The organism is Streptomyces sp. NBC_00435, assembly GCF_036014235.1.
In the GTDB taxonomy this organism is placed as follows: domain Bacteria; phylum Actinomycetota; class Actinomycetes; order Streptomycetales; family Streptomycetaceae; genus Streptomyces.
Map to the genome: position 1 here is coordinate 6,631,592 of NZ_CP107924.1, position 25,018 is coordinate 6,656,609.

At 71.2% G+C, this 25,018-nt stretch carries 24 protein-coding genes and 1 tRNA gene; 20 read left to right on the forward strand and 5 right to left on the reverse strand.

The window, feature by feature from the left end:
- Positions 1 to 27 precede the first annotated feature (27 nt).
- On the reverse strand, positions 28 to 1,032 hold the full coding sequence (locus tag OG389_RS29975) for a Gfo/Idh/MocA family protein (RefSeq protein ID WP_328301575.1): 1,005 nt from the start codon (positions 1,030 to 1,032) through the stop codon (positions 28 to 30).
- A 199-nt stretch (positions 1,033 to 1,231) separates the two neighbouring features.
- On the opposite strand from OG389_RS29975, the gene OG389_RS29980 reads away from it, so the two are divergent.
- The 13 genes from OG389_RS29980 to OG389_RS30040 all read left to right on the forward strand — a co-directional run bounded on the left by OG389_RS29980 (position 1,232) and on the right by OG389_RS30040 (position 11,423).
- Positions 1,232 to 2,251 carry a sugar ABC transporter substrate-binding protein gene (locus tag OG389_RS29980; RefSeq protein WP_328301576.1) on the forward strand — a complete coding sequence of 340 codons (1,020 nt, stop codon included), beginning with the start codon at positions 1,232 to 1,234 and terminating at the stop codon, positions 2,249 to 2,251.
- Positions 2,248 to 3,315, forward strand: coding sequence for an ABC transporter permease (locus tag OG389_RS29985; RefSeq protein ID WP_328301577.1), 1,068 nt, complete (start codon positions 2,248 to 2,250; stop codon positions 3,313 to 3,315). The genes OG389_RS29980 and OG389_RS29985 overlap by 4 nt, the downstream gene beginning before the upstream one ends.
- A 2-nt stretch (positions 3,316 to 3,317) precedes the next feature.
- Positions 3,318 to 4,169, forward strand: coding sequence for an ATP-binding cassette domain-containing protein (locus tag OG389_RS29990; protein ID WP_328301578.1), 852 nt, complete (start codon positions 3,318 to 3,320; stop codon positions 4,167 to 4,169).
- 16 nt (positions 4,170 to 4,185) lie between these two features.
- On the forward strand, positions 4,186 to 5,346 hold the full coding sequence (locus OG389_RS29995; protein WP_328301579.1) for an ROK family glucokinase: 1,161 nt from the start codon (positions 4,186 to 4,188) through the stop codon (positions 5,344 to 5,346).
- Positions 5,343 to 5,927: a hypothetical protein gene (locus tag OG389_RS30000; RefSeq protein ID WP_328301580.1), complete on the forward strand. Its 585-nt coding sequence runs from the start codon at positions 5,343 to 5,345 to the stop codon at positions 5,925 to 5,927. The genes OG389_RS29995 and OG389_RS30000 overlap by 4 nt, the downstream gene beginning before the upstream one ends.
- Before the next feature lie 34 nt (positions 5,928 to 5,961).
- Positions 5,962 to 6,036, forward strand: a tRNA-Trp gene (locus tag OG389_RS30005).
- Positions 6,037 to 6,083: 47 nt separating this feature from the next.
- Positions 6,084 to 6,716, forward strand: a complete 633-nt coding sequence (locus OG389_RS30010; RefSeq protein ID WP_328301581.1) for an MBL fold metallo-hydrolase — start codon at positions 6,084 to 6,086, stop codon at positions 6,714 to 6,716.
- A gap of 30 nt (positions 6,717 to 6,746) precedes the next feature.
- Positions 6,747 to 7,526 carry an exodeoxyribonuclease III gene (locus OG389_RS30015; RefSeq protein ID WP_328301582.1) on the forward strand — a complete coding sequence of 260 codons (780 nt, stop codon included), beginning with the start codon at positions 6,747 to 6,749 and terminating at the stop codon, positions 7,524 to 7,526.
- 100 nt (positions 7,527 to 7,626) lie between these two features.
- A complete protein-coding gene (locus OG389_RS30020) occupies positions 7,627 to 8,067 on the forward strand; it encodes a DUF6278 family protein (RefSeq protein WP_328301583.1) in 441 nt (146 codons plus the stop codon).
- Between the two features lie 107 nt (positions 8,068 to 8,174).
- On the forward strand, positions 8,175 to 8,918 hold the full coding sequence (locus OG389_RS30025; RefSeq protein ID WP_328301584.1) for an amino acid ABC transporter ATP-binding protein: 744 nt from the start codon (positions 8,175 to 8,177) through the stop codon (positions 8,916 to 8,918).
- Positions 8,919 to 8,929: 11 nt separating this feature from the next.
- Positions 8,930 to 9,865 (forward strand): glutamate ABC transporter substrate-binding protein, encoded by a 936-nt coding sequence (locus tag OG389_RS30030; protein WP_328301585.1) that lies wholly within the window; start codon positions 8,930 to 8,932, stop codon positions 9,863 to 9,865.
- Positions 9,866 to 9,882: 17 nt separating this feature from the next.
- Entirely contained in the window at positions 9,883 to 10,527 is a 645-nt protein-coding gene (locus tag OG389_RS30035; protein WP_328301586.1) for an amino acid ABC transporter permease, read from the forward strand.
- Positions 10,524 to 11,423 carry an amino acid ABC transporter permease gene (locus OG389_RS30040; protein ID WP_328301587.1) on the forward strand — a complete coding sequence of 300 codons (900 nt, stop codon included), beginning with the start codon at positions 10,524 to 10,526 and terminating at the stop codon, positions 11,421 to 11,423. Before OG389_RS30035 ends, OG389_RS30040 begins: the two co-directional genes overlap by 4 nt.
- Positions 11,424 to 11,469: 46 nt before the next feature.
- On the opposite strand, the gene OG389_RS30045 is transcribed toward OG389_RS30040, so the two are convergent.
- Both OG389_RS30045 and OG389_RS30050 read right to left on the reverse strand, forming a co-directional pair.
- Positions 11,470 to 13,068 carry a CocE/NonD family hydrolase gene (locus tag OG389_RS30045; RefSeq protein ID WP_328301588.1) on the reverse strand — a complete coding sequence of 533 codons (1,599 nt, stop codon included), beginning with the start codon at positions 13,066 to 13,068 and terminating at the stop codon, positions 11,470 to 11,472.
- A gap of 109 nt (positions 13,069 to 13,177) precedes the next feature.
- Positions 13,178 to 14,341 carry a L,D-transpeptidase gene (locus tag OG389_RS30050; RefSeq protein WP_328301589.1) on the reverse strand — a complete coding sequence of 388 codons (1,164 nt, stop codon included), beginning with the start codon at positions 14,339 to 14,341 and terminating at the stop codon, positions 13,178 to 13,180.
- A gap of 264 nt (positions 14,342 to 14,605) precedes the next feature.
- On the opposite strand from OG389_RS30050, the gene OG389_RS30055 reads away from it, so the two are divergent.
- The 6 genes from OG389_RS30055 to OG389_RS30080 all read left to right on the forward strand — a co-directional run bounded on the left by OG389_RS30055 (position 14,606) and on the right by OG389_RS30080 (position 21,532).
- Positions 14,606 to 15,781, forward strand: a complete 1,176-nt coding sequence (locus OG389_RS30055; protein WP_443059363.1) for a lipid II:glycine glycyltransferase FemX — start codon at positions 14,606 to 14,608, stop codon at positions 15,779 to 15,781.
- Entirely contained in the window at positions 15,778 to 17,463 is a 1,686-nt protein-coding gene (murJ, locus tag OG389_RS30060) for a murein biosynthesis integral membrane protein MurJ (RefSeq protein ID WP_443059364.1), read from the forward strand. Before OG389_RS30055 ends, murJ begins: the two co-directional genes overlap by 4 nt.
- 76 nt (positions 17,464 to 17,539) lie before the next feature.
- A complete protein-coding gene (locus OG389_RS30065) occupies positions 17,540 to 18,223 on the forward strand; it encodes a response regulator transcription factor (RefSeq protein WP_328301591.1) in 684 nt (227 codons plus the stop codon).
- Positions 18,224 to 18,232: 9 nt separating this feature from the next.
- A complete protein-coding gene (locus OG389_RS30070; RefSeq protein ID WP_328301592.1) occupies positions 18,233 to 19,684 on the forward strand; it encodes a HAMP domain-containing sensor histidine kinase in 1,452 nt (483 codons plus the stop codon).
- A complete protein-coding gene (locus tag OG389_RS30075) occupies positions 19,681 to 20,199 on the forward strand; it encodes a hypothetical protein (RefSeq protein ID WP_328301593.1) in 519 nt (172 codons plus the stop codon). Before OG389_RS30070 ends, OG389_RS30075 begins: the two co-directional genes overlap by 4 nt.
- A gap of 49 nt (positions 20,200 to 20,248) precedes the next feature.
- On the forward strand, positions 20,249 to 21,532 hold the full coding sequence (locus OG389_RS30080; protein WP_328301594.1) for a cytochrome P450: 1,284 nt from the start codon (positions 20,249 to 20,251) through the stop codon (positions 21,530 to 21,532).
- Here the strand turns inward: OG389_RS30080 and OG389_RS30085 are convergent.
- Positions 21,492 to 22,217, reverse strand: a complete 726-nt coding sequence (locus OG389_RS30085) for a hypothetical protein (RefSeq protein WP_328301595.1) — start codon at positions 22,215 to 22,217, stop codon at positions 21,492 to 21,494. The two genes, OG389_RS30080 and OG389_RS30085, sit on opposite strands and share 41 nt — an antisense overlap.
- A 113-nt stretch (positions 22,218 to 22,330) precedes the next feature.
- Here OG389_RS30085 and ggt point away from each other — a divergent pair, with 113 nt between their 5' ends.
- A complete protein-coding gene (gene ggt, locus OG389_RS30090; RefSeq protein WP_328301596.1) occupies positions 22,331 to 24,142 on the forward strand; it encodes a gamma-glutamyltransferase in 1,812 nt (603 codons plus the stop codon).
- An 88-nt stretch (positions 24,143 to 24,230) separates the two neighbouring features.
- On the opposite strand, the gene map is transcribed toward ggt, so the two are convergent.
- A complete protein-coding gene (gene map, locus OG389_RS30095) occupies positions 24,231 to 24,998 on the reverse strand; it encodes a type I methionyl aminopeptidase (protein ID WP_328301597.1) in 768 nt (255 codons plus the stop codon).
- Between the last annotated feature and the right edge of the window lie 20 nt (positions 24,999 to 25,018).

Below are 25,018 nucleotides of genomic sequence, written 5' to 3' on the forward strand. Positions count from 1 at the left end.
CCACAAGCCGCCCGGGACCCACAGGCCTCACAGATCCGGAAGCTCCTCCAGCGTGACCCGGCGCCGTTCCCGGCGCGAGCGCTCGCAGGCCTCCGCCACCCGCAGCGCGGCGAGCGCCTCCGAGCCGTCGCAGGGATTGGGCCCGTCGCCGCGCACCAGCTGGACGAAGGCCGCCAGCTCCGCCTCGTAGGCCGGGGTGAAGCGCTCCAGGAACCCGGTCCAGGGCTTGGTCGCCGGGGGCGGGCCCTGCGGTTCGGTCGAGGCGATCGGCGTACGGTCGTCCAGCCCGGTGGAGACCTGGTCCAGCTCCCCGGCCAGCTCCATCCGCACGTCGTACCCGGCGCCGTTGCACCGGGTACCGGTACTGGAGACCAGCGTCCCGTCGTCGAGGGTGAGGACGGCGGCGCCGGTGTCGATGTCCCCGACCTCGCGGAACCGCGGCGGCCCCGCGTCCGACCCGGTCGCGTACACCTCGACCACCTCGTGCCCGGTCACCCAGCGGACCATGTCGAAGTCGTGCACCAGGCAGTCCCGGAAGAGCCCGCCCGAGGTCGCGAGGTACTCGGCGCTCGGCGGCGAGGAGTCCGCGGTCGTGGTCCGTACGGTGTGCAGCCGGCCCAGCGCGCCGGAGCGGACCAGCTCGCGCGCCGTCGCGTAGCCCGCGTCGAAGCGGCGCATGAACCCCAGCTGGAGCACCCCGCCGACCGCCGCCACCTCGCGCAGCACGGCCAGGGAGCGGTCCAGGTCCGGAGCGACCGGCTTCTCGCAGAACACCGGCAGCCCGGCGCGTACCGCCCGTACGACGAGTTCCGCGTGCCCCTCGGTGGCGCAGGCCACCACCAGTGCGTCCACGCCCCAGGTGAAGATGTTCTCGACCGAGGGCGCGGCGGTGGCCCCGAGCCGGTCGGCGAGGCGTGCCGCCCGTGCGGGGTCCGTGTCGGCGAGCAGGAGCGAGCCCGCGTCCGCCTGGCGGGCCAGTGCCGCCGCGTGGAAGGAGCCGATCCGGCCCGTTCCGATGAGCCCGATGCGCATGCACTCAACGTGACCCCGTCCGGGGGAGCTGTCAATCTGCCCGGCTGTGTCCCGACCGGTCCGCAATGGCCCCGATGACCTTGCATGGTGCACTGTGACGGATACTGGGCGGCTGCGGCGTGAAACAAAAATGACCGTTGTGACGACCGGGGCATCGGCGGGGCGGCGGTCGCGGGACAAGCGAAAGGCACGGGCAGACGTGGCTAGGGTTCGGACAGGGGTACGCCTCGTGGGCGCGGTGCTCGCGGCGGTACTGGGTGCCTCCCTCGTGGGCTGCAGCAGTACGGGCGGCAAGCGCGCCGAGGACCGCGCGAAGGCCGAGGCGGCGGGCCGGCCCGCCGTTTCCACCCCGCGCTGGACCTTCGCGATGGTCACCCACGCGGGCGATGGCGACACCTTCTGGGACATCGTGCAGAAGGGGGCGAAGGAGGCCGCGGCGAAGGACAACATCAACTTCGTGTACGCCCACGACGACCAGGCGCAGCAGCAGGCCCAGTTCGTCCAGAACGCGATCGACCAGAAGGTCGACGGGCTGATCGTCTCCCTCGCCAAGCCCGAGGCGCTCAAGGACGTCCTCGCCAAGGCCACCAAGGCCGGCATCCCGGTGATCACGGTCAACTCCGGATCCGCGCAGTCGGCCGAGTACGGGGCGCTCACCCACATCGGCCAGGACGAGGAGATCGCCGGCGAGGCGGTCGGCACCGAGCTGGCCAAGCGCGGGAAGAAGAAGGCCGTCTGCGTCCTGCACGAACAGGGCAACGTCGGCCATGAGCAGCGCTGCGCCGGGGCGAAGAGCGCCTTCGCCGGGTCCGGTGGAGTGATGGAGAACCTGTACGTCGAGGGCACCAACATGCCGTCCGTCCAGGCAGCGCTCCAGGCCAAACTGCAGGCCGACCCGTCCGTCGACGCGATCGTCACCCTCGGCGCGCCCTTCGCCCCGACCGCTGTCAAGGCCAAGGAGGCGGCGGGCAGCAAGGCCGAGGTGGACACCTTCGACCTGAACGCCTCCGTGGCCCGGGACCTGAAGTCCGGCGCCCTCGGATTCGCCGTCGACCAACAGCCCTACCTCCAGGGCTACGAGGCCGTGGACCTGCTCTGGCTGTACCGCTACAACGCCGACGTGCTCGGCGGCGGCCGTCCGGTGCTCACCGGGCCGCAGATCGTCACGGCGGCCGAGGCCGCCACCCTGGAGAAGTTCATCAACCGGGGCAGCCGATGAGTGCCTCCGCCCCGGCCCGCTCCTCGGCCCCCGCCCCCGCCCCCGGCCCGCGCGACGAGCGGCTCGCGCCCACCTCGCTGCTGCGCCGCCTGCTCGGCCGGCCCGAGCTCGGCGCGGTGGTCGGCGCGGCGGCCGTCTTCGTCTTCTTCTCCTTCGCCGCGGACAGCTTCCTGCGGGCCTCCAGCCTGAGCACGATCCTGTATTCGGCCTCCACCATCGGCATCATGGCCGTCCCGGTCGCCCTGCTCATGATCGGCGGCGAGTTCGACCTGTCCGCCGGGGTCATGGTCACCACGTCGGCGCTGTTCAGCTCGATGTTCAGCTACCAGTTGACCGCCAACGTATGGGTGGGCGTCCTCGTATCGCTGCTGGTCACCCTGGCCATCGGGTTCTTCAACGGGTTCATGCTGACCCGCACGAAACTGCCGAGCTTCATCATCACGCTCGGCACCTTCCTGATGCTGACCGGCTTGAACCTCGGCTTCACCAAACTGATCAGCGGCTCGGTCTCCACCAAGACCATCGCCGACATGGAGGGCTTCGCCTCCGCCCGCGCGCTCTTCGCCTCGCAGTGGACCTTCGGCCCCGTCACCCTCAAGGTCACCATCCTGTGGTGGCTGGTCCTGGTCGCCGTGGCCACCTGGATCCTGCTGCGCACCCGCGCCGGGAACTGGATCTTCGCCGTCGGCGGCGGTGCGGACGCGGCCCGTGCGACGGGTGTCCCCGTCGTGAAGACCCGTATCGGCCTGTACATGGGCGTCGCGCTGTGCGCCTGGATCTCCGGGCAGCACATCCTCTTCTCCTTCGACGTGGTCCAGTCGGGAGAAGGCGTCGGCAACGAGTTCCTCTACATCATCGCGGCGGTCATCGGCGGCTGTCTGATGACGGGCGGCTACGGCTCGGCCATCGGCTCCGCGGTGGGCGCCTTCATCTTCGGCATGACCAGCAACGGCATCGTGTACGCGCAGTGGAACCCGGACTGGTTCAAGTTCTTCCTCGGCGCGATGCTGCTGCTGGCCACGCTGCTCAACGCATGGGTCCGCAAGCGGGCGGAGGCGAAGTGACGATGACCGAAACATCACCGACCGGTGCGCCCGTCCTGGTGAAGCTGACCGACGTCAGCAAGTACTACGGCAACATCCGCGCCCTCCAGGGCGTCTCCCTGGAGGTCTCGGCGGGCGAGATCACCTGTGTCCTCGGCGACAACGGCGCCGGCAAGTCCACCCTCATCAAGATCATCGCGGGGCTGCACCGGCACGACGCCGGCACCTTCGAGATCGAGGGCGAGGAGACCGTGCTCGCCAACCCGCGTGCCGCCCTCGACCACGGCATCGCCACCGTCTACCAGGACCTCGCCGTGGTCCCGCTCATGCCCGTCTGGCGCAACTTCTTCCTCGGCTCCGAGCCCACCAAGGGGCGCGGCCCCTTGCGCCGCCTCGACGTGGAACTCATGCGGGAGACCACCCGCGCCGAGCTCCTGCGCATGGGCATCGACCTGCGGGACGTGGACCAGCCCATCGGTACCCTGTCCGGCGGCGAGCGGCAGTGCGTGGCCATCGCCCGCGCCGTCCACTTCGGCGCGAAGGTCCTCGTACTGGACGAGCCCACCGCCGCCCTCGGCGTCAAACAGTCCGGGGTGGTCCTGAAGTACGTCGCCGCGGCCCGCGACGCCGGCCTCGGGGTGGTCCTGATCACCCACAACCCGCACCACGCCTACCTGGTCGGAGACCGTTTCGTGCTGCTCAAGCGCGGCACCATGGCGGGCAGCCACACCCGCGACTCGATCACCCTGGACGAGCTCACCCGGCAGATGGCGGGCGGCTCCGAGCTCGACGAGCTGAGCCACGAGCTGGAGCGAGTGGCAGAATCAGGACCTGACAACGCATCCGGCCCCACTCGGGGCACCACCGCACCATGAGGGACGACACGACTCGATGAGCACGTACCGGGACTTCACGCTCGCCCACCGGGGGGCGGCGCGAGGCACCGTCCTGCGGACCATCGGGACCCGTGAGCGCCGGTCGCACCTGACCGCCCCGCGCGTTCCGACCGTCGGCATCGACATCGGCGGCACCAAGGTGATGGCCGGTGTCGTCGACGCCGACGGGGTCATCCTGGAGAAGATCCGGACCGAGACCCCGGACAAGTCCAAGAGCCCCAAGGTCGTCGAGGACACCATCGTCGAGCTGGTCCTCGACCTCTCCGACCGGCACGACGTGCACGCCGTGGGCATCGGCGCCGCCGGCTGGGTCGACGCCGACCGCTCCCGCGTCCTGTTCGCCCCGCACCTGGCCTGGCGCGACGAGCCGCTGCGCGACGCCCTCCAGTCCCGGCTCGCGGTCCCGGTCATGGTGGACAACGATGCCAACACCGCCGCCTGGGCCGAATGGCGCTTCGGCGCAGGCCGGGGCGAGGACCACCTCGTCATGATCACGCTGGGCACCGGCATCGGCGGTGCCATCCTCGAAGGCGGCCAGGTCAAGCGCGGCCGCTACGGGGTCGCCGGCGAGTTCGGCCACATGCAGGTCGTCCCCGGCGGACACCGCTGCCCCTGCGGCAACCGCGGCTGCTGGGAGCAGTACAGCTCGGGCAACGCCCTGGTCCGCGAGGCCCGCGAGCTGGCCGCCGCCGACTCCCCGGTCGCGTACAACATCATCGCCAGGGTCGGCGGCAACGTCTCGGAGATCACCGGGCCGCTCATCACCGAGCTGGCCCGGGAGGGCGATGCCATGTGCATCGAGCTCCTCCAGGACATCGGCCAGTGGCTCGGCGTCGGCATCGCCAACCTCGCCGCCGCCCTCGACCCCTCCTGCTTCGTCATCGGCGGCGGGGTCAGCGCCGCCGACGACCTGCTGATCGGCCCCGCCCGCGAGGCCTTCCGCCGCCACCTCACGGGACGCGGATACCGCCCCGAGGCCCGCATCGCCAAGGCGCAGCTGGGCCCCGAGGCCGGCATGGTCGGCGCCGCCGACCTCTCGAGGCTCGTCGCCCGGCGCTTCCGCCGTGCCACCCGCCGGCGCGTCGAGCGCTACGAGCGGTACGCGCAGTTCGGCCGCCGCGAGACCACGGGTCCCGAGGAGCAGGAAAAGAAGTGACACCGCCCTCCCTGCCCCACCAGGCCCCGCCCCCCGACGAGCGGCCCGCCGGCCCCGCCGAGGACCGCAAGCACGTGGTGCGCCGGCGCTGGATCACCGCGATCATCATCCTGCTGCTGGTCGGCGTCCCGGCCGGGTACCTCGCCGTCTCCGCGCAGCAGAGCCGCCAGAGCGGCCGCGACAAGGCGGCCAAGGTCGGCGCCGCCAAGGTGCGCACGGCCTGGCCGTCGAAGGTGCAGCGCAGCATCTACGAGGTCCCGATCCCGATGACGGCCTCGCGGGTCGGTTACCTGGAGACCAACAACTGGCACACCAGCAGGCTGTACGTGCAGTTCGGGGTCACCCCGCAGGAGCTCGACACCTTCCTGGCCGACGTGGGCACCAGCCGGGACGCGCTGACCCGCGGGGTCTCGATCTCCGAGGACGACGCGGCGGCCGCGGGCTGGCGCTGGGGTCCGAAGGACGCCTGGTACGGGATCACCCTGGACGCCGCGGACCCCCGGCCCACCCGGGACATCACCGTCGACCTCACCGAACCCGGGTACCCCAAGGTGTTCGTGGTCTCCACGGCCGTGCCGTAGGCCGGCCCGCCGCGGGTACAGTGCGGGCGGGGGCGGAGCCGTAGCGCAGAGGTCGTCGCGCGCGGTCTCCAAAATCGCGAGGACGCCGGTTCGAATCCGGCCGGTTCCGCCTTCCTGTCGTGGCCGCCGGCCCGCCCGCGCCGCTAGCCTTCGATCATGAAGCTCACCAAGCGGCTGCACTCCTGCGTCCAGCTGGAGAAGGACGGGCGCGTCCTCGTCATCGACCCGGGCGCCTTCAGCGAGCCGGACGCCGGCCTCGGGGCCGACGTCCTGCTCGTCACCCACGAGCACCCCGACCACTTCGAGGAGGGCCGGCTGCGGGCCGCCCTCGACGCGAACCCGGAAGCCCGGCTGTGGACGCTGCGCAGCGTCGCGCAGAAACTGGCGCCGGCCTATCCGGGCCGCGTGCACACCGTCGGCCACGGGGACGCCTTCAGCGCCGCCGGCTTCGAGGTGCAGGTGCACGGCGAGCTGCACGCCGTGATCCACCCGGACCTGCCGCGGGTCACCAACGTCGGCTACCTGGTGGACGGATCCCTCTTCCATCCCGGTGACGCGCTGACCGTGCCGGACGCCCCCGTGGACACCCTGATGCTGCCGGTGCACGCACCCTGGAACAAGATCGGCGAGGTGATCGACTACGTCCGCGAGGTCAAGCCCCGCGTGGCGATCGACATCCACGACGCCTACCTCGCGGACATCGCCCGCCCCGTCTACGACTTCGCCCTCGAGAAGCTCGCGGGCTCCCCGCACACCCGACTCACCGCCGGGGACTCCGCCGACCTGTGACTGTCGGTGCCGGGCGGTAGGTTGGACGGCATGCGTATCGCCACGTTCAACGTCAACTCGATCACCGCCCGGCTGCCGCGCCTGCTGGCCTGGCTGGAGAGCTCCGGCACCGATGTCGTGTGCATCCAGGAGACCAAGTGCTCGGAGGCGCAGTTCCCGTACGAGGAGCTGCGCGAGCTGGGCTACGAGTCGGCCGTCAACGCCACCGGCAGGTGGAACGGCGTGGCCCTGCTCTCCAAGGTGGGCCTGGAGGACGTGGTCGTGGGCCTGCCCGGCGGGCCCGACTACGAGAGCGTCCAGGAGCCCCGCGCCATCTCCGCCACCTGCGGCGGAGTGCGGGTCTGGTCGGTGTACGTGCCCAACGGGCGCGAGGTGGAGCACGACCACTACGGCTACAAGCTGGAGTGGTTCCGGGCCCTGGCCGCCGCCGTGGCCGAAGACGCGGCCGGTCCGCGCCCCTTCGCGGTGCTCGGCGACTTCAACGTGGCCCCGACCGACGAGGACGTCTACGACCCGTCGGTCTTCGAGGGCGCCACCCACGTCACCCCGGCCGAGCGGGCCGCCCTGGAGCAGCTGCGGGCCGCCGGGCTCTCGGACGTCTTCCCGCGCGCGCTCAAGTACGACAGGCCGTACACCTTCTGGGACTACCGGATGCTGGCCTTCCCGAAGAACAAGGGCATGCGCATCGACCTGGTCTACGGGAACGCGGCCTTCACCAAGGCCGTCACCGACTCCTATGTGGACCGCGAGGAGCGCAAGGGCAAGGGAGCCTCCGACCACGCCCCGGTCGTGGTCGACCTGGAGCTCTAGACGGCCCGGGCGTCCGCCGCGCGCGGAATGTCCCCCGCGGCCGGTGATCCTTCAGGCGCGCCCTGTAGCCCGCCGGGGATCCGGGTGTCAGGCTGGGCTTATGAACATCCCTTTCCTGGCCAACTGGATCAACCGACACGAAAAGGAACAGGGCGCGGGACTCGCCGCGGCCCTCGCGGACGACCCCGAGGGGATCAACGAGTTGTTCGCGGAGTGCGAGATGCTGCGCGCCCACGCGCGGTCGGCCGGGCTCGAACTCGACGAGAGGCCGGGCTCGTTGGAGGAGCTCGACCAGCTGATGCCGCGCTGGCGGCGGGATCCGGAGATCACCCCGTGGCTCGGCAACGACGCGGGGTTCTACCTCGGGACCGTGATCGTCCGGGCCGTCCCGGGCGCGGCCTGGCAGGTGTGGCCCAACGGCCAACCGATGATCCGGCTGGCCTCGGGGCGCGAGCTGAACGTGGTCGAGTCGGGGGTGTCCTGGGCGATGACCGGCTCTCCCGAGCTCAGCCAGGCGTACGCGGAAGCCTCGGAAGGCTGACCTCGCGGCCCTTTATGCGGCTTTTAGGCGTGTCGCGGTGAAGTGCCCTTCCGCGGCTGGATAGTTTGCGCTGACCTCGACACACCGACAAGTGGGCAGGGCAGCGTATGGCCGTCGATCCGTTGATCGAGCTGCGGGACGTCAACAAGCACTTCGGACAACTGCACGTCCTCCAGGACATCAACCTCACCGTCGGCCGCGGGGAGGTGGTGGTGGTCATCGGTCCCTCCGGCTCCGGGAAATCCACCCTGTGCCGGGCCATCAACCGGCTGGAAACCATCGAGTCGGGCACGATCACACTCGACGGGAAGCCGCTGCCGGCCGAGGGCAAGGACCTCGCCGCGCTCCGCGCGGACGTCGGGATGGTGTTCCAGTCCTTCAACCTCTTCGCGCACAGGACGGTCCTCGCCAACGTCTCCCTCGCCCAGGTCAAGGTCAGGAAGCGCAAGAAGGACGAGGCGGACAAGCGCTCCCGCGAGCTGCTGGAACGGGTCGGTCTCGCGAACCAGGCCGAGAAGTTCCCCGCCCAGCTCTCCGGCGGCCAGCAGCAGCGCGTGGCCATCGCCCGCGCCCTCGCCATGAACCCCAAGGCCCTGCTCTTCGACGAGCCCACCTCCGCGCTGGACCCGGAGATGATCAATGAGGTGCTGGAGGTCATGCAGCAGCTCGCCGCCGAGGGTATGACCATGGTCGTCGTCACGCACGAGATGGGCTTCGCCCGCTCCGCCGCCAACCGAGTGGTGTTCATGGCCGACGGAAGGATCGTCGAGGACCGGACCCCGGAGGCCTTCTTCACCGCCCCCGAGAGCGACCGGGCCAAGGACTTCCTCTCCAAGATCCTCAAGCACTGAGGGGCGGCCCGATGAGACGACACCCGAGGACGCGCTCCCGCGCCCACGCCCTGCCCGCCCTCGCGCTCGCCCTCGTGGTGCTGGCCACCGTCACCGGCTGCGGCAGGTCCGGCAGCCCCCCGGTCAAGGGCCCGCAGCCCGAGGACCTGCCCGTGTACCAGGTCGCCACCGGCTTCCAGCTGCCCTCCTCCCCGACCTGGGAGAAGGCCAAGCGGCGCGGCCACCTGGTGGTCGGTGCCAAGGAGGACCAGCCGTACATGGGGGAGAAGGACCCCGCGAGCGGCCGCTACTCCGGCTTCGACGTCGAGATCGCCAAGATGATGTCGGCCTCGCTCGGCTTCGACCCCAAGACGATCGAGTTCAGGACGATCGCCTCCGCCAACCGCGAGACGGCCCTGCAGAACGGCCAGATCGACTACTACGTCGGCACCTACACGATCAACGACAACCGCAAGAAGCAGGTCGGCTTCGCCGGCCCCTACTTCCTCGCCGGCCAGTCCCTGCTCGTGCGCAAGGGGGAGACGGCGATCAAGGGCCCCGAGGACCTCGCGGGGAAGAAGGTCTGCTCGGCCGCCGGCTCCACCCCCTACCAGCGGCTCCAGAAGGAGTTCCCCCGCGCCGTCCTCGTCGCCTACGACACGTACTCGGTCTGCGTGGACAACCTGCTGACCTACCAGGTCGACGCCGTCTCCACCGACGACTCCATCCTCCTCGGCTACGCGGCCAAGGTCCCCGAGGAGCTCAAGGTGGTCGGCAAGCCCTTCTCCGAGGAGCCCTACGGCATCGGCGTCCCGCGCTCCGACAACGCGCTGCGCTTCGCCCTCGACGACGCCCTCGCCGAGAACGAGAAGGACGGCAACTGGAAGAAGGCCTACGAGGCCACGCTCGGCCTGTCCGGCGAGCCGGCCCCGAAACCGCCCGCCATCGACCGCTACCCGGCGGGCTGAGGGGACAGCGCACAGCCATGGACGTACTCACCGACAACTTCTCGCTCTACGGGAAGGGCTTCCTCGGCACCGTGGAACTCACGGTCTACGCCTCCCTCGTGGCCCTGGTCCTCGGATTCCTGATGGCCTCCTTCCGCGTCGCCCCCGTCGGCTCCTTCCGGGTCTTCGGCACCGTCTGGGTGGCCATCCTGCGCAACACCCCGCTCACCCTGCTCTTCTTCGCCGTCCTGCTCGGCCTGCCGCGCTTCGGCCTCGTCCTGCCCTTCCAGCTCCTCGCCGTCCTGGCGCTGGGCTGCTACACCTCCGCCTTCATCTGCGAGGTCCTGCGCTCGGGCATCAACACCGTGCCCAAGGGCCAGGGCGAGGCGGCCCGCAGCCTCGGGATGTCCTTCGGGCAGACCCTGGGCACCGTCGTGCTGCCGCAGGCCTTCCGCTCCGTCATCCCGCCCATCGGCTCCACACTGATCGCCCTCGCCAAGAACTCCGCGATCGCCGGCGCCTTCAGCGTGACCGAGCTGCTGGGCACGTACAAGACCCTCAACGAGCTGGGCTACAGCATCATCTGGACCTTCGTCTGGATCGCGGTGGGCTACCTGATCATCACCTTGTCCATCAGCGCGCTCTTCAACGTGCTCGAAAAGCGCTACGGAGTCGCCCGATGACCGCGCACGCGCTCCACGGGGACCTGGAGTCCACCGCCCTCTACGACCTGCCGGGTCCACGGGCCCAGCGCCGGCACTTCCTCTACGGGATCGCCTCGACCGCCGTCATCCTCGGCCTGGTCGGCTGGCTGCTCCACCTGCTCTTCGACACCAACCAGTTCACCGCGGCCAAGTGGACCCCCTTCGAGTACAAGGGCATCCAGGAGCTGCTGCTCAAGGGGCTCTGGAACACCCTCAAGGCCTTCGCCTACGCCTCGGTGCTCGCCCTCGCGCTCGGTGCGCTGCTCGCGACGGGCCGGCTCTCGCTCCACCGGCCGCTGCGCTGGCTGTCCACGCTGTGCGTGGAGTTCTTCCGGGCCATGCCGGTACTGGTGATGATCTTCTTCATCTTCGTCGCGCTGAAGGTCCAGCCGCTGCCCGCGCTGGTCGCCGGACTGACCTTGTACAACGGCTCGGTACTGGCCGAGGTCTTCCGCACCGGCGTCAACTCGGTCGAGAAGGGCCAGCGCGAGGCGGCGTACGCCCTGGGCATGCGCAAGACCCAGGTGATGACGTACGTCCTGGCCCCGCAGGCGGTGCGGGCCATGCTGCCCACGATCATCAGCCAGCTGGTGGTCGCCCTGAAGGACACCTCGCTCGGCTACCTGATCACCTACGAGGAGTTCCTGCACGCGGGCAAGCTGATCGCCTCCAACCTCGACTACGACCTGCCGTTCATCCCCGTGGTGATGATCATCTCGCCGATCTACATCGGGATGTGCATGCTGCTGTCCTGGTTCGCCACCTGGGTGGCCCGGCGCGAGCGGCGCAGCCCCAAGACGAAGGCTGTCGACATCGGCACCGACCTGGACGCGGCCGCGCCGGGAGCGGCGCCGCCGGGTCGGATCAGCCCCTGAGGGCCGATCCCCCGAGAGCCACACCCGGCCCGGCCGCAGCCGTGGATCACTGCTCGCGCAGCGGCACCGAGACGTACGAGGGATCGGTGCGCGGCGAGGAGAAGGTCAGCTGCGCCCCGGTCGGGTTGTGTTCGATGTACAGCGGGTCCACGGTGTCGACGACGACCGCGAGGCGGTGCCCGGCGGGGACGTCGTAGGCGGTGGAGTAGAGCTCCAGGTCCACGCCGAAGGACTGGCCGGCGGGCCTGCCGTGGAAGGTGTACGGGGCGTTGCTGATCAGCTTGCCGATGCCAAGTGGGCCGACGTCGTAGAGGTACGCGACGAAGGTGCCGTCGGACTTCGTCGGCGTGACGGTGGTGTGCAGTCTGGCCGTGCCGCGCACCCGGCGGTCCTCGTCGTAGCGCGGCGACTGCCAGACGGCGGCGAAGGCGCGGGGGAGCAGCGGGACCGAGGCGGTCGGGGGCGCCTGGAAGAACTGGTCGAGGACGTTGGACAGCAGGACGACCCCGCCGTTGGCGCCGGAGTCGACGTTGGCGAAGAGGTGCTCGCTGTCGGGGAGCAGCAGCTTCTCGGTGCCGCCGGAACCGACCGACTTCCAGTCGGCGTAGCCCTCGTAGCCGCTGTCGCTGCGGGGTTTGATCTGTACGGGCGCCTCGGTGTCCACGCCGTTGAGCTCGCCCTTGAGATAGCGGTCGAACCAGCGGTGGGCGTTGGTCCAGGTGTCGTTGGGCAGCCCGAGGAGGCCGGTGGCCTCGGCGGTGGCGTGGTCGCCGGGCCGGAATTCGAGGCGCTTGGGGCCGGTCAGCTTCTCGAAGAACTTCGCGTACTGGTTGGGCGGGAAGATGGTGTCGCCCCAGGCGTTGCCGAGCATGATCGCTGCGCCGTTGGCATTGATCCGGTCCACCTCCTCGGAGGCGGAGCGCTGCCTGCCCCACTCGATCATCTGCGGTTCCCTGTCCAGCTTCGAGCCGAGGAAGTCGCCGAGGGTCCGCTGGAGTTCGGGGCCGGGGCGGCCGGTGAGGAAGCCGGCGCCGCCGAGCAGGCCGGCGGCCTGGAGGTGCTGGGTGCGGCCGGAGTAGATGGACTCGATCAGGTCGGCCCAGCCGCTGAGGGCGACCACGGCCTTGATGCGAGGGTCGTGCGCGGAGGCGAGCAGGCTGATGCCGGCGCCGTACGAGACCCCGCCCAGGCCGATGTGCCCGGGGTCGCCGGCGGTGTTCGCGAGCGCCCAGTCGATGACGGCGGAGACGTCGGCGGTGTCCGCCGGGCCCGCGGTCTCGATCTCGCCGCCGGAGAGCCAGAAGCCGCGGGAGGTGTAACTGACCACCACGTAGCCGGAGTCGGCGAGCTTCCTGGCCTGGGCGATGTATTCGATCTGCGGCATGCCCCAGCTGGTGGGCAGCACGACGAGTGGGTACTTCGCGCCGGGCCGGGCGCCGGAGGGGGCGTAGACGTTGCCCTTGAGGGTGATGCCGCCGGAGCCGGGGATGTCGTGGAACCGGAGCTCCGAGGAGGCTTCCGGGACGGCGGCGGCGGTGGTGGCGGGGGCCGCCTGGGCCTGGTGGGGGGCCAGGCCCAGGGCGGCTGCTGCCAGTACGGCTGCCATGGCGGTCGCGGTGCTGGTGGTGCGGACCGTGCGGACCATCGATCGCTCCTCGCGTGTGCCGGGTGTCAAAGTGACCCGACGGTAACGGGAGGGGCTTACCGGCAGTAACCCGTGAGTAAGTTACGTGCCGGTAACGATTGAACTTTGGTCAGCCGCTCTGCGGGGCTCCGGTCTGGGCGCTCTTGCCCTGCCACTGCTCCCAGGGCAGGTTCCACTCGCCGTAGCCGTTGCCGACGTCCGCGTTGCCCTTCGAACCGTCGCCGACGACCTCGAGGGGATCGCCGACCTGAGCCGCCGCGAAGAAGGCCTTCGCGTTGGCGTTGCTCATGCCCACGCAGCCCGAGCTGGTGTTGGCGCGGCCGAAGCTGCCGGTGTTCCACGGTGCGGCGTGCACGTACATGCCCGACCAGGTCAGCCGGATCGAGTAGTCGACGTCCTTGTCGTAGGCGTTGCCGAGGCCCACGGTCTCGGAGTTCATCCGGATCGTGCCCTCCTTCGCCATCAGCACCATCTTCCCGCTCCAGGAGGCCTTCTGGCCGCCCGGGGTGCCGGCCGAGATCGGGATGGTGTCGACGTTCTGGCCGTCCTCGGTGACCGACATCTTGCTCGTGTCGAGGTCCACCTTCATCCGGCGGTCCTTGCCGATCTTGAACTCGGTGTTGTAGTCCTTCACGAACATGCCGCCGCCCGGACCGGAGTCGACACCGTTCAGGTCCATCTGGACCTTCACGTCGGTGCCGGACTTCCAGTACTCCTTGGGGCGCCAGTCCACCCGGTCCTTGCCCGAGTAGTCCTTGACCCAGCCCCAGGAACCCTCGGTGCTGTTCGAGGTGGTGACCTTCAGCTGCTTCTCGACCTCGGCCTTGTTCTTCACCGGGTTGTCGAAGACGATCGAGACCGGCAGGGCCACACCCACGGTGCTGCCCTTGCTGATGTTGATCGAGACCTTGTTCACCTTGTCGGCGGCCGTGGTCTTGAACGTCGTGGTGGCGCTCTGGCTGTCGGTGTTCTGCGCCTCGACCTTGTACTCGGCGCCCGCCGAGGCATTGCGCTCCGACTTCCAGCTCTTGCCGTCGGCGGATATCTGCCCGGACAGCTCCCCGCCCTTGCCGTCCGTCACCTTCACCGAGGCGAGCTTCCCGTCCGCGATCGTCACGGTCACCGGCTCACCCGCCTTGACCTGATCGCCGGTGAGGTTCACCGAAACCGCCATGTCCGGCTTCGGCTTCATCTCGGACTTGGCCGCACCGCCCTCGGCGGCGCCGCCGCCGCAGGCGGTCAGCGCGGCGGCCAGCAGTGCGGTACCCGCCACCACGGCATGGCGACTGCGAACCCGAAAGACCCGGCGTGTGCGGCTCAACGAAAACCCCTCCGAAGTAATGACCGTTCGCGAAAGAAGATGCGAACGACACGACTCTAGGTTGCACGAGATGCGGAAAAGATCAGGAATCCGGTTGTGACGTGCACCGCAGCGATACGGTCATCGTCCGGTCACAATCACCGCGCACTGCGGTCATGGACAGCTGTGAGAGTCCTGTGCATACCCGATTCGGACGTACAGGAAGGCCGATCTCCCTTGTGTGCACTGCTCGTTACCCACTCCCAGCAGCACCAGCCCCGAACCCGGGACCGGGAGCTCACCGTGCGCTCCCTGTCGGTACCGGAATACCTGGGTTTCATTTCCCGGCACGGCAGGGCCAGTTTTCTCCAGTACCCGTCCTGGGCCGAAGTGAAGGACCTCTGGCGCTCGGAAAGGGTCGGATGGCACTACCCCGACGGTGAGATCGAGGGTGCCGCCCTGGTTCTCTACCGCCAATTCCCGGGCACCCGCAAATACTTCGCCTACCTCCCCGAGGGCCCCGTCGCGGACTGGGCCGACCCGGACATCGACCGCTGGCTGACCCCCCTCAGGAACCACCTGAAAGCGGCCGGTGCCTTCGCCGTGCGCATGGGCCCGACCCCGGCCTACCGCCGCTGGTCCGCGGCCGACACCAAGGCCGGCACCGGCCCGGGCCGGCAGATCTCCGACGTGCTCGCCACCGAGGTGGACCCGGTCGGCGCCGCGCTCGCCGACCGGCTGCGCACCCGCGGCTGGAAGCGCTGCGGCGGCGAGGACGACGGCGACGCCCAGCCCCGCCACGTCTTCCGCGTCCCGCTCGCCGGACGCTCCCTCGACGACCTGTGGTCGGGCCTGAACCAGGAGTGGCGGCGCAATGTGCGCAAGGCCACGAAGGCCGGGGTCGAGACGGTCCTCGGCACCGCCGCCGACCTGCCCGAGTTCTACCGGCTGCTGCGGATCACCGAGGAACGCGACGGCTTCAAGCTCGGCCGCTCGCTCGCGTACTACCAGCAGCAGTACGAGGTCCTCAACGCCGAGGAACCCGGTCGCATGCGCCTCTACCTGGGCGTCCACCAGGGCGAGATCCTGGCCGCCCACACCATGGTCGTGGCCGGCAGCCGGGTCTGGTACCAGACCGGAGCCTCCGCCGACCACCGCCGCGAGGTCCGCCCCAGCAACGCCCTGCAGTGGCGCATGATGTGTGACGCACATGCCCTCGGAGCGGACGAATACGACATGCGCGGGGTACCCTCCACCCTCGACCCCGACGAACGGTCCTTCGGGCTGCTGCGCTGGAAGCTCGGCACCGGCGGGCACGTGGTCGAAACCCTCGGTGAGTGGGAGACCTCGATGGACGGATACACCAACACGGCCCTCTACAAGGCGTTCCAGACGTACATGGCCCGCCGGTGACCCTCGCAGACACCACAGCGGCCGCCGCCCCGGCCGCGACGGGGCCCGACGCCGGCCGCGCGGCACCGGAGAAGACCTCGGTGCTGCGCAGCGGCGCGCTCATGGCCGCCGGCTCGATCGTCTCCCGCGCCACCGGATTCGTCCGCTCCGCCGTGATCGTCGCCGCCCTCGGCACCGCGCTGCTCGGCGACGGCTACGCCGTCGCCAACACCGTCCCGAACATCCTGTACATCCTGCTCATCGGCGGCGCACTCAACGCCGTCTTCGTCCCCGAGCTGGTCCGCGCCGCCAAGGAGCACGAGGACGGCGGAGCCGCGTACACCGACCGACTGCTCACCGTCTGCACGACCGCACTGCTGGTGATCACCGCCGCCGCCGTACTGGCAGCCCCGCTGATCGTCTCGGCGTACACCGGCTACACCGGAGGCCAGGAGTCCACCACCGTGGCCCTGGCCCGGTACTGCCTCCCGCAGATCCTCTTCTACGGGCTGTTCACCCTGCTCGGGCAGGTGCTCAACGCCCGCGGCCGGTTCGGCGCGATGATGTGGACCCCGGTCCTCAACAACCTCGTCGTCATCGCCGTCTTCGGCCTCTTCCTCTACGTCTCCCACGGGTCGGACGGCACCCTGACGGCATCCGGGACCCGACTGCTCGGCATCGGCACCACCGCCGGAATCGTCGTCCAGGCCCTCGGCCTGATCCCCTCGCTGCGCGCCGCCCGCTTCCGCTGGCGCCCCCGCTTCGACTGGCGCGGCAGCGGCCTCGCCCGCCCGCTGCGCAACGCGGGCTGGCTGGTCCTGCTCGTCCTGACCAACCAGCTCGCCTACTGGGTCGTGACCCGGCTCTCCACCGCCACCGGAGAGCACGCCGTCGCCGCAGGCCTCGCGGGCGGCGCCGGATACACCGCCTACAGCAACGCCTACCTGCTGTGGATGGTCCCGCAGGGCATCGTCACCGTCTCCCTCGTCACCGCCCTCATGCCCCGGATGAGCGCCGCCGCCACCGACGGCGACCTCGGACGCGTGCGCGCGGACGTCTCCTACGCGCTGCGCTCCAGCGCCGCCCTCGTGGTCCCGGCCGCCGCGCTCTTCGCGGCCCTGGCGCCCTGGGTGATCGGCAGCGTCTTCGAGTACGGGCGCACCGGCCCCGCCGACGTCGCCGTCATGGCCGGCATGCTCGCCGCCTTCGCGCCCGGCCTGATCGCCTACTCCGCGCAGTACGTGCTCTCCCGCGGCTTCTACGCCCTCTCCGACACCCGGACCCCCTTCTTCCTCAACCTGGTCATCGCCGCCCTCAACGCAGGGCTCTCGGCCGCCGCGTACCTGCTGCTGCCGCCGCGCTGGGCGGTCACCGGCATGGCCGCGGCCTGCTCGATCGCCTTCACCGCGGGCGCGGCCGTCACCGCGTACGTCCTCGCCCGGCGGCTCGGCCCGCGCGCGGGGACCCGTACGCAGCGACGCAGCACGGCGGTACGCACGCACCTGCGCCTCCTGGCCGCCTGCGCCCCGGCGGCCGCCGCCGGGTACGCCGCCGCGCGCTCCGTCGACGGGTTCGGGAACTTCGCCGGCGCCGCCACGGGAACCGCGGTGATCGCCCTCGGCGTCGTCCTCCTCGCCCGGCCGCTGCGGCTCACGGAGATCACCGACCTGCTCGACTCCGTACGCCGCAGGTCCGGGCGCTGACCCGGTCCCGCCCCCGCCACCGCACCTCGGCCGAAGGCGGGAGGAGGACGACCGACGAGCCTGGAATACTGACCCGATGCCACGCGTACTGCTGATCGAGGACGACCCTTCCATCAGGGAGGGGGTGGGACTCGGCCTGCGCCGCAGAGGCCACGAGGTCAGCGCCGCCGAGACCGGAGAGGCCGGACTCGGCCTGATGGCCACCTTCCACCCCGAACTGGTCCTGCTCGACCTCATGCTGCCCGGCATCAACGGCGTCCAGGTCTGCCGCAGGATCCGCGAGACCAGTCAGGTACCGATCATCATGCTCACCGCGCGCGGCGACGACTTCGACATAGTCGTCGGCCTGGAGGCCGGAGCCGACGACTACATCGTCAAACCCGCCCGCACCGAGGTCATAGAAGCCCGGATCAAGGCGGTGCTGCGCCGCCTCAGCGAGCCCGCGGGCGGCCGGCACGAGGTGGAGTTCCACGGAGAGCTGGCCATCGACCGCTCCGGCCTCACCGTCGCCAAGAACGGCGAGCGCGTCCCGCTGGCCCCCAGCGAGATCAAGCTCCTGCTGCACCTGTCGGCCTCGCCCGAGCAGGTCTTCTCCCGCCAGCAGCTCCTCGAGTACGTGTGGGACCACAGCTACCACGCCGACGCCAGGCTGGTGGACGCCTGCGTGCGCCGGCTGCGCCACAAGATAGAGGCGCCCGACACCGCCCCCCGCTACGTCCAGACCGTGCGCGGCTTCGGCTACCGCTTCGGCCCGCTCTAGGCGCGCAGGGTGAGACGTTTCGCACCACTCGGCCTGCGCACCAGGCTGATCGCCGCCTTCCTGCTGGTCGCCGCCATCTCCGCGGTGACCACGGCGGCGCTCACCTACCAGCAGGCCCGCAACGCGATCCTCAAGCAGAGCCAGGACACCGCCGTCAGCACCCTGCGCGACCTGGTCGAGAACCAGACGCTCCGGCTGCCCATGGACCAGCAGGACCTCCAGCGGGTCGCCGGAGACCTGGGCAAACGCGGTCAGCCGCACCCCTGGATCGTGTACGGGGAGTACGGAACGCTGCGCGCCTCCTCGAACCAGTCCACCACCACGAGCGCGGTCGTCAGCCCGGAGATCCGCCGGCAGGTGAGCGCCAACCCGCACGGAGCCTTCCAGCGCGTGAAGGACCGCCGCGGCAACCCCTACCTCGTCGTCGGCATGCCGGCCGTCTTCCGGTACAACGGGGGCCTGGAGACCACCGGCGTCGTCTTCTACGCCGTGGTCCCCCTGGACTCCGAGCAGACGACCGTGGACGCCATGGTCGGAGCCGCCAGACAGGGCGCCGTCCCGGGCCTGGCGATCGCCGTCATCCCCGCCCTGCTCGCGGCGCGCAGCGTCCTGCGGCCGGTACGGGACATGCGCAAGGCCGCCCATCGCCTGGGCCGCGGCCGGCTCGACACCCGGATCGAGGTTCGCGGAGCCGACGAGCTCGCCGGACTCGCCCGCACCTTCAACGAGACGGCCCGCGCCCTCGAACAGTCGGTGAGCGAGCTGCGGGACGCCGAGGCCCGCGCCCGCCGCTTCGCCGCCGACGTCTCCCACGAACTGCGCACCCCGCTCGCCGGGATGCTCGCCGTCACCGAAGTGCTCGACGAGGGCGCCGAGGACCTCCACCTCGACCCCGACACCGCCAAGGCGCTGCAGCTCATCAGCGCCGAGACCGGCAAGCTCGCCGTGCTAGTCGAGGACCTCATGGAGATATCCCGCTTCGACGCCCGCGCCGCCGAACTCAACCTCGACGAGGTCGACGTCGCCGAGGCCGTCACCAAAACCCTGGAACGCCGCCACTGGACCGACGGGCGGATCTTCACCCACCTGCCCCCCGGCATCCGCGCCCAGCTCGATCCGCGCCGCTTCGACGTGGTCGTCGCCAACCTCGTGGGCAACGCCCTCAAACACGGCGGAGCCCCCGTCCGCGTCAGCGTGCGCACCGAAGCCCGGCCCGGGGGCGACCGACTGCTGGTCGAGGTCGCCGACAGCGGGCCCGGCATCGCCCCCGAGGTGCTGCCGCACATCTTCGACCGCTTCTTCAAGGCCGACGCGGCCCGTACCCGCTCCACGGGCAGCGGTCTGGGCCTGGCCATCACGCTGGAGAACGTCCGCCTGCACGGCGGCACCCTGCACGCGGCCAACGGCCCCGCCGGAGGGGCGCTCTTCACCCTCGACATGCCGCTGGAGGCCCGTACATGAACCCGGTACGGAAGGCCTTGGCCGCGGCCGCGCTGATCGGCCCGCTCCTGCTCGCCACAGGCTGCGGGATCGCCACCACAGGGGTCGTCGAGAGCGGCCGCGCGGGCACCGTGGGCCTGACCACCGAGCCCGATCCGGAGCTGATGTACTTCATCTCGCCCGGGGGCGGTCTGATCCCGGTGCTGCCCTCCGGCCCGGCCAACCGTGCGCGGGGGAACGCCCTGATGGCGCTGCTGCTGGGTCCGAACGACACCGCGAGGGAAGCCGGCCTGACCACCCAGCTCCCGCCGCCGGACGCCAAGACGCTCGGGAAGACCCAGCTGATCATCGGCGACGACGGGAGGAGCCTTCGCATAAACCTGCCCTTCCCGATCAAACCGCTGTCCGCGCTGGCCCGCCGCCAGCTGGCGTGCACGGCGGTCTCGGCGGTGCGCATCAGCCCGGCGCCCACCATCCTGCTCATCGACCCCGAGCGGCAGCAGGAACAGGTGAGCTGCACGCCCGCCGAAGGCTGAGCGCGCGCCCCCTTGCGGGCCCGTCCCCCTCAGCGTCACCGTGTGACCCATGGACCCATCCCCTGCCGTCACCCGGGAGCGAGCGGTGGACACCCCCGACGTCTTCGACCCCCGCGTCTACGCCGAAGGCATCCCGCACGCGAGGTACCGCCTGCTGCGCGACCACCGGCCGGTGGCCTGGCAGAGCGAGCCGGAGGTCCTGGGCTGGCCCGCCGGCCCCGGCTTCTGGGCCGTCACCCGGCACGCCGACGTGGTCCGGGTGCTGCGCGACCACACCACGTACTCCTCCCACCTGGGCGCCACCCAGATCCGCGACCCCGACCCGGCGGACCTGCCCTTCCTGCGGCGCACCATGCTCAACCAGGATCCCCCCGAGCACGGGAGACTGCGCCGGACCGTGGCCCGCGCCTTCACCCCGGCCCGCGTCGACGCCTTCGGCGCCCGGGTCCGCGAACGCGCCCGTACGCTGCTGCGCGCGGCCCGCGACGGTGCCGAGGACGGCACGGCCGACCTGGTGCGCGCCGTCACCGACGAGTACGCGCTGCTGAACCTCACCGACCTGCTGGGCGTCCCGGCCGCCGACCGGGGGCTGCTGCTGGAGTGGACGGTACGGATCATCGGCTACCAGGACCCCGAGGACGCCCCCGCACCGCCGCTCGGCCCGGACGGGAAGCCGCTGAACCCGCGCTCCCCGGCGCTGCTGGGCGAGATGTTCGCGTACGCCCGCGAATTGGCCGCGTACAAGCGGGCCCACCCCGGCGACGACGTGATGACCGCCCTCGCGCTCGCCGGCCTGGAGGAGGCGGAGCTGGAGATGTTCTTCTTCCTGCTCACCGTCGCGGGCAACGACACGGTGCGCAGCGCCGCCCCCGGCGGCCTGCTCGCCCTGGCCCGCGAGCCGGATGCCTACGCCCGGCTCGCCGACGGACGGGTCCCGGTGGACCGGGCCGTCGAGGAACTCCTACGGGTCCACCCACCGGTGCTGAGCTTTCGCCGCACGGCCGCCACCGACACCGAACTCGCCGGGCAGCCGGTCCGCGCCGGGGACAAGGTGGTGGTCTTCCACGCCTCCGCCAACCACGACGAGCGGGTCTTCACCGACCCGGACCGCCTCGACCCCGGACGCGCCCCGAACCCGCACGTCTCCTTCGGCGACGGCCCGCACGTCTGCCTGGGCGCCCATTTCGCCCGGCTCCAGCTGCGCGTCCTGCACGAGGAGTGGCGCGCGGTCATGCCCGCGCCGGAACTCGCGGGGGAGCCGCGCAGGCTGGTGTCGAACTTCATCAACGGGATCACGCGGCTGCCACTGCGGGTGTCCGGGCCGGGCCGGTGACGTCGGCGACCAGTTCCGTCACATCGGGGCCGTAGGCATCGGAATTGATCACCTTGAGCAGGATGCAGAAGGAGTCGTCACCGAAGTCGCCGGCCAGCTGCCGGTGGTGCCTGGCCAGGTAACGGGCCGCGGCCTGATTGCTGATGGCGGTCTGCCCGCACAGCAGGAAAACCGGCCGGGAGCCCGGTCCGGCGGTCAGCCGCGCCAGCAGCACGTACTCGACGAGGCCCTTGACCCAGCGGTACGTCTCCCCGCCGACGGTGATCGCCCCGCGGTCCGGTCCGGGCTCGCTGGAGACGACGATCCGCACCCCGGGGAGCATGGAGCCCAGGTGCGCCGTCGTCCGGGCGTTGGAGGACGGCCCGCCCACACAGAACTCGGCCCGCTCGCCGAAGCCCTGGCGGGCCCCGTCGTGCGTGACGATCTGCACGTTCGCCCCGCAGTCCTTGATCAGGGCGGATATCTCCAGCAGCGCGAAGGCGTCGTTGCGGTGCAGCGAGGAGTCGGTACCGCCCATCTGGCGGTTGGCCACGAACAGGCAGTCGGAGCCGGTCGGCAGTCCGAAAAAGGCCTGTTTACGGCGTAGTGCGCGGCGCCACAAATAGGTCCGGGCGAACCAGCCGAAGCCGCCGCTGATGGCGGTGGCCGCCACCCCCAGCACGATGTTGCGCACGTCGTCGTTCATGGCGCGGATGTTAACCCGCAGCGGGGCGTCCTGACGCGCGGGGCGAGGTGAAGTTACAGTGCCGGACTCAGGCCTGGGCCAAGGGGCCGACAGGCCGTCGACTGGAGGTACGGATGCGTCGTCCCGCCGCAGCACGTCAGCTAGCGCTCCTCGCACTCGCGGGTGCGCTCGTCTCCACGGGCGCCGCCGCGCCGCCCGCGTCGGCGGACGCCGCCGGGACTCCGGCGAAGGTACCGGTGGCCACCGGCTACGGCGGGGCCGTGGCCAGCGTCGACGCCGACGCCAGCGCCGCCGGCATCGCCGTCCTGCGCTCCGGCGGCAACGCCGTGGACGCCGCCGTCGCCACGGCCGCCGCGCTCGGGGTCACCGAGCCCTACTCGGCCGGTATCGGCGGGGGCGGCTACTTCGTGTACTACGACGCCCGGTCCGGCCGGGTACGGACCATCGACGGCCGCGAGACCGCTCCGGCCACGGCCACGGCCACCCTGTTCCAGGAGAACGGCGTCCCCATCCCCTTCGCCGAGGGCCAGACCAGCGGCCGCGGCGTCGGAGTCCCCGGCACCCCGGCCACCTGGCGGAGCGCGCTCGACGCCTGGGGCACCCGGTCGCTCGGCGACCTCCTCAAGCCCGCCGAGAAACTGGCCCGCGAGGGCTTCGAGGTGGACTCCACCTTCCGGGCGCAGACCGAGCTCAACCAGGACCGCTTCAAGGACTTCCCGGACACCAAGAAGCTCTTCCTGCCCGGCGGCGCCCTTCCGGTGGTCGGCTCCACCTTCAAGAACCCGGACCTGGCGGCCACCTACGCCGAGCTCCGCCGCAAGGGCGTGGGAGCGCTCTACCGGGGCCCGCTGGCCGAGGACATCGTCCGGGCCGTGCGCAAGCCCCCGGTGGACCCGGCCGCGACCCGTATCGTGCGCCCGGGTGATCTGACCACCGGCGACCTGCGCGCGTACGCGACCAAGCGGCAGGAGCCGACCCGGGTCGGCTACCGCGGTCTCGACGTCTACAGCATGGCCCCGTCCTCCTCCGGCGGTACCACCGTCGGCGAGGCGCTGAACATCCTGGAGCGCACCGACCTCGGCACGCTCACCGAGACCCAGTACCTGCACCGCTACATCGAGGCCTCCCGGATCGCCTTCGCCGACCGCGGCCGCTGGGTCGGCGACCCGGCCGCCGAGGACGTGCCCACGCGGGAGCTGCTCTCGCAGCGGTTCGCCGACTCGCGCGGCTGCCTCATCGACCCGGGCAAGACGCTGACCAGCCCGCTCGCTCCGGGCGACCCGCGCCACCCGGCCACCTGCGGCGGCTCCGGGCAGGCCGCCCCGACCACGTACGAGGGGGAGAACACCACGCACCTGACGGTCGCCGACCGCTGGGGCAACGTGGTCTCCTACACCCTGACCATCGAGTCGACGGGCGGCAGCGCCATCACCGTCCCGGGTCGCGGCTTCCTGCTCAACAACGAGCTGACCGACTTCTCCTTCGCCCCGGCCGCCCCCGGCGTCCCGGACCCGAACCTGCCGGGCCCCGGCAAGCGGCCGCGCTCGTCGATGTCCCCGACCATCGTGCTGGAGCACGGGCGCCCGGTGCTGGCCGTGGGCTCCCCGGGTGGCGCGACCATCATCACCACCGTGCTCCAGACCCTGATCGGGCACCTGGACCGCGGGCTGCCGCTGGTCGACGCCATCGCCGCGCCGCGCGCCAGCCAGCGCAACCAGACCACCACCGAGCTGGAGCCCGGTCTGTGGAACAGCCCGGTCCGCGCCGAGCTGGAGGCCCTCGGCCAGGGCTTCCGGCAGAACCCGGAGATCGGTGCGGCCACCGGCGTCCAGCGGCTCGCCGACGGGCGCTGGCTGGCCGCCGCGGAGCCGACCCGCAGGGGCGGCGGCTCGGCGATGGTGGTGCACCCGCACGGGCACCCGTAACCGGTGCCGGGCACCGGCAACTCGTGACGGGTACCCGCCGCTCGTGGCCGGTGCCGTAACCCGTGGCCGGTGCCTGCAGGACCCGCCCTCACAGGGCGGTGAGGATCCTCGGGCCTTCGGCGGTGATCGCGACCGTGTGCTCCGCGTGCGCGGCGCGGCTGCCGTCGACGGTCCGCAGGGTCCAGCCGTCCGCGTCGCAGGCGTAGTCGTCCGTGCCGCCCGCGATCAACATCGGCTCGATGGCGATCACCATGCCGGCGCGCAGCTTCGTACCCTGCCCGGCCGGGCCCTCGTTGGGCACGCCCGGCTCCTCGTGCATGGAGCGCCCGACGCCGTGCCCGCCGAAGCCGTCGGGGATGCCGTAGCCGGCGGCCCGGCAGGCGGTGCCGATGGCGTGGGCGATGTCGCCGACGCGGTTGCCGGGCCGGGCGGCGGCGATGCCCGCGGCGAGGGCGGCCTCGGCGGTCCCGATGAGCCGCAGGTCGGCGGGGCGGGCCCGGCCGACGGTGAAGCTGACGGCGGCGTCGCCGACCCAGCCGCCCAGCTTCGCCCCGCAGTCGATGCTGACCAGATCGCCGTCGCTCAGCAGGTATCCGTCGGGGATGCCGTGCACGATGGCGTCGTTGACGGAGGCGCAGATGACGGCGGGGAAGGGCACCGGCGCGAACCGCGGCCGGTAGCCGAGGAAGGGCGAGCTCGCGCCCGCTTCCCGGAGCACCTCACGGGCCACCCGGTCGAGCTCCAGCAGGGACACCCCTACGTCGGCCCGGTCCCGGACGGCGGCGAGGGCGTGCGCGACGACGCGGCCGGCGGCGCGCATCTCGTCGATCGATCGGTCTGTCTTCAGTTCCACCATGCCAATAACTATACCGGTAT